Genomic DNA, 3,822 nt, shown 5'->3' with positions numbered 1-3,822 from the left:
CCGGCCATCTTCTTTATTTCTTTTTCGAATTTCCCCGGATTTTCCAGATAAATAAACGAATCGAGAATTGTCAGCACCGTAGGTATGTGAACCTTTTTGGTCTGGTCAATAAGATCGTTTTCAGTCACTATTGAAAGAAGCTTGCCATCCTCATCCACCACCGGAACGCCGCTGATTCCGTTTTCAAAAAGAATGCTGGCGAGTTTATCCACTGGCATATCAGGCGACACGGTTATAACATCTTTAGTCATAATGTCCCTTGCTTTAAGCATTTATTCTCCATTGATACAATTCCTGGTTAATAAGGCAGATGACATCTTTATATAAAAGCATATAGAGTATCCCTGGAAAATTCTACGAAAAAAGGGGGAAAAACAGAGTATTTCAGTGGGGTAAGTCAAACAATCAGAAAAGAGCTGAAAAGTCTTATGATTTTTCGTCCGGCTGCCAGGTAATCATATGGCGGGCATTATGAAATTCAATCACCGGCTTGTCATCGGTATTGATCTTCCCGGAAGCTATGGTATTGATATATTCTTCAGACATGAGAAGCCTGAAACTTCGATTGAGGTCCGGACGCTTTTGCACCACCTGTTGAACAATTCTGTCGGGTAGCGTGATGAACGGCGTATTTGAGCCGACAAGGATCACAAAATCGCCCTCCACATACCAGGCAAGAGAATGATTGAAATGTCGCGAAAAAGTCCGGACAACGATTTCCAGATCATCACGACTCATCATGAAAAAATCCACCCATACGGCAAAAACCCCGGTTGGCGTAAGCCGCTTTTCAGCAATTCTAAAAAACTCATCAGTCAATAGTCCGGCAGACGCCGACTCAACAGCCCATGAGGGGCTTGCGATAATCACATCGTATGAAATAGGCGAAAGAAGAAGATAATTTCTGCCGTCAGCCTTTATATGATCTATACGTGGATCGGAGAATAACGAAGGGTTAAGGACTGTCCTGTTCACTTCAATGATCCCTTCACTCAGCTCGACAGAATCAATGTGATTGATGGGGTATTGCGCCAGATATTTCAGGGTGTTTCCGGAGCCGAGGCCGATATTGAGTACTGACTGAGGCTGACCATAAGAATAATGCAGGGTGGGCAGATAGGCCAACATGGCAAAACCACGGTCATCGCCTGCTTCCCTCTTGCCATTATTAGTCAGAGCCCATTCATATTCGTTGTTGTGAACCTGGTATTTGATCAGAGCCACATCGCCGTCAATGCCTTCATTATGGTAAACGACGTTTTTCTCTCCGTGCTTTTCAAGATGCTCATAGACTTTATAAGCCATATCGTAATCGCCGAACCTGAAGGCGTTAAAATAGCTGAAAAAAGGAAAATCCTGTTTAGCAACAATTGTCGAAACCGGAACGAGAACCAACAGCGCCGTGACAACCGGGATAATTTTCTTGAAATCCTTAGAAAGAATAATGATGATACCGGCGGTGAAAATGTTGAGCGATGCGGCGATGAGGGCTGCTCCCTTAACTCCCAGAGTAGGAATGAGCAGAAATCCTGCGGCAGTTGATCCGACAATCGCCCCCAGCGTGTTGATTCCATAGAGAAAACCTGCTTGCTGTCCGGCATCACTTCCTTCTTTGGCAAACAATTTCACGACAAATGGAAAGGTCATTCCCATAAGTGTTGTGGGTATTCCCATAATCATGAAAACAATTATGAATTGAACAATTGAGAAGGTATTAAACGAAAGATGAAACGTATAAAAACTCTTCATATACAGTGGCGTTAAAGCGAGTATAACCGGCATGACAATTATTCCGGCAAGTCCGATCCCCAATTCACAATAAGCAAATGCCAAGGATATCCGTTTTATTTTCGGAATCAGAATAGCGCCAAGCCACCCACCCACGGAAAGGCCCGCCATGAAGGCGGCAAGCATGGTTGAAACAGCATAGGTGGATGATCCCATGATAGTTGATAAACTTCTGGTCCACACAACTTCATAAATAAGTGCCGCTGCACCGGATAAACCAAACCCTAGGAATACGAAACGGCTTATTAATTTCTGTCTTTTCTTTTCTTTTTCATCCATGCCATCACCAAAAAAACACAGTTAATGCTACTAATAATAATTACTAACTATACCACATTTAAATAAAAAAAGAAACCACCTTTATTGCACATAACATGTTGATATAACAAAGAAAAAAACCTAACATTTCTTTTTTGCGTACTATATACATACTTTTACAAAAATTATTTATGTGTCTCAATATGAAATCCATACACAAAGTGAGAACCTTATGCTGCTACTTAAAAGTATTCTAGTACAATTCAGAATAACCCCGGTTATTTTAAAGAAACGAGTATGCTATAAATGTTTGCAGAATTATCAACCACACGAAAAGGGGGGCGAAATTAATTTCACGGCGACCAAGGGCCTACAAAGTAGAAACCCTGTGTTCAAAACCGCTCTTAAAATGCGCCCCTGTTTTCTAATAGTTACAGGTGAACAAAAGAGCAGATATATGAAGACTTCAAGTCATATTTTTTGGGTATAGGCGTATGCGAAAAAATGACACCGAAGAAGGTTTACCCGCGTGAAGACCATGGAAAACTGGATAACTTCCGTATTCAAAAATGGGACGGGTATGGCTTTATCTCCGGTCAAAGGACAAAGCCCAGAGTTGACTGCCCCAAAAAAGCCCTCACCCTATAAGGACGAAGGCATTTATAAAAATAAATTCGGCGGCGACCTGAACCCACACAGTAGAAACCCCGTTCAGACCACTCGCGCTGAGAAGCATCCAGAGTTATGTCTGTGTTTGTGATGGGTAAAGGTGCAAGGAAGAGGTCTTCGTCGCTGTACAAGTGTACGCGTCGAAACCGATAATTCGTGTTCATGAATAGGAACGGGTGTGATCTCCTCGCTGTTGTCGGAGCCACAAAAAAAATGCCCTCACCCAGTAAAGGATGAAGGCATATATAAAAAAGAATTCGGCGGCGACCTACTCTCCCACACAGTCACCCATGCAGTACCATCGGCGCTGAGAAGCTTAACTTCCGTGTTCGGAATGGGAACGGGTGTGACCTTCTCGCTATTGCCACCGAAAAACTAAATTCGATAATAAATTACTACTCTGTTTCAAATGCCCGGCCTTTACTCAACGACTCGAGACTGAAACACGTCCCGCTGTTGTGTTGCGGGACAAAATTGAAATTCGGTTTTATTTGTTTATCGGTTCATTTTGTTTGATGTGTTATCAACAACTCAACCAAACCAACAAATATGACCAATTAAACCAATCAAACTGTTTAATTGATCTCTGAAAATGGTCGGCCAACAAAGCGGGCCGACGTGAGCATGCCGGAACATTCTATGCGTCTTCGGCAGTGCAACTTTTTCAGATTAAATTAATTTCTGAAAATTGAATAGCGTATTTCCTAAGCAGCAGTCTCTTTATAAAGAGGGATAAGAAAAAAATATGGTCAAGCCGCACGGCTGATTAGTATCGGTAAGCTCCATGCATTACTGCACTTCCACACCCGACCTATCGACGTCGTAGTCTGCGACGTGCCTTCAGGTACCATTTGGTACGGGATATCTTATCTTGAAGTAGGCTTCCCGCTTATATGCTTTCAGCGGTTATCCCTTCCGAACTTAGCTACCCTGCGATGCGGCTGGCGCCACAACAGGAACACCAGTGGTTCGTCCATTCCGGTCCTCTCGTACTAGGAACAGATCTTCTCAAATATCCTACGCCCGCAACAGATAAGGACCAAACTGTCTCACGACGTTTTAAACCCAGCTCACGTACCGCTTTAATTGGCGAACAGCCAAACCCTT

2 protein-coding genes and 2 rRNA genes are annotated in these 3,822 nt (G+C 43.1%); all 4 read right to left on the bottom strand.

The genetic code is table 11. From position 1 onward, the window contains the following. Nucleotides 1-272, bottom strand: a 272-nt coding sequence (locus KKE17_01880) for a CBS domain-containing protein (GenBank protein ID MBU1708730.1), incomplete at its 3' end; no start/stop codon positions are given. A 154-nt stretch (nt 273-426) separates the two neighbouring features. Continuing rightward, nucleotides 427-2,067: a fused MFS/spermidine synthase gene (locus KKE17_01875; GenBank protein MBU1708729.1), complete on the bottom strand. Its 1,641-nt coding sequence runs from the start codon at nt 2,065-2,067 to the stop codon at nt 427-429. A gap of 903 nt (nt 2,068-2,970) precedes the next feature. Further along, nucleotides 2,971-3,087 (bottom strand): 5S ribosomal RNA (rrf, locus tag KKE17_01870). A gap of 373 nt (nt 3,088-3,460) precedes the next feature. After that, a 23S ribosomal RNA gene (locus KKE17_01865) occupies nt 3,461-3,822 on the bottom strand; the annotation flags it as partial.

It is taken from the genome of Pseudomonadota bacterium (genome assembly GCA_018823135.1).
Classification (GTDB): domain Bacteria; phylum Desulfobacterota; class Desulfobulbia; order Desulfobulbales; family CALZHT01; genus JAHJJF01.
This window is presented reverse-complemented; position numbering and strand designations above follow the sequence as displayed.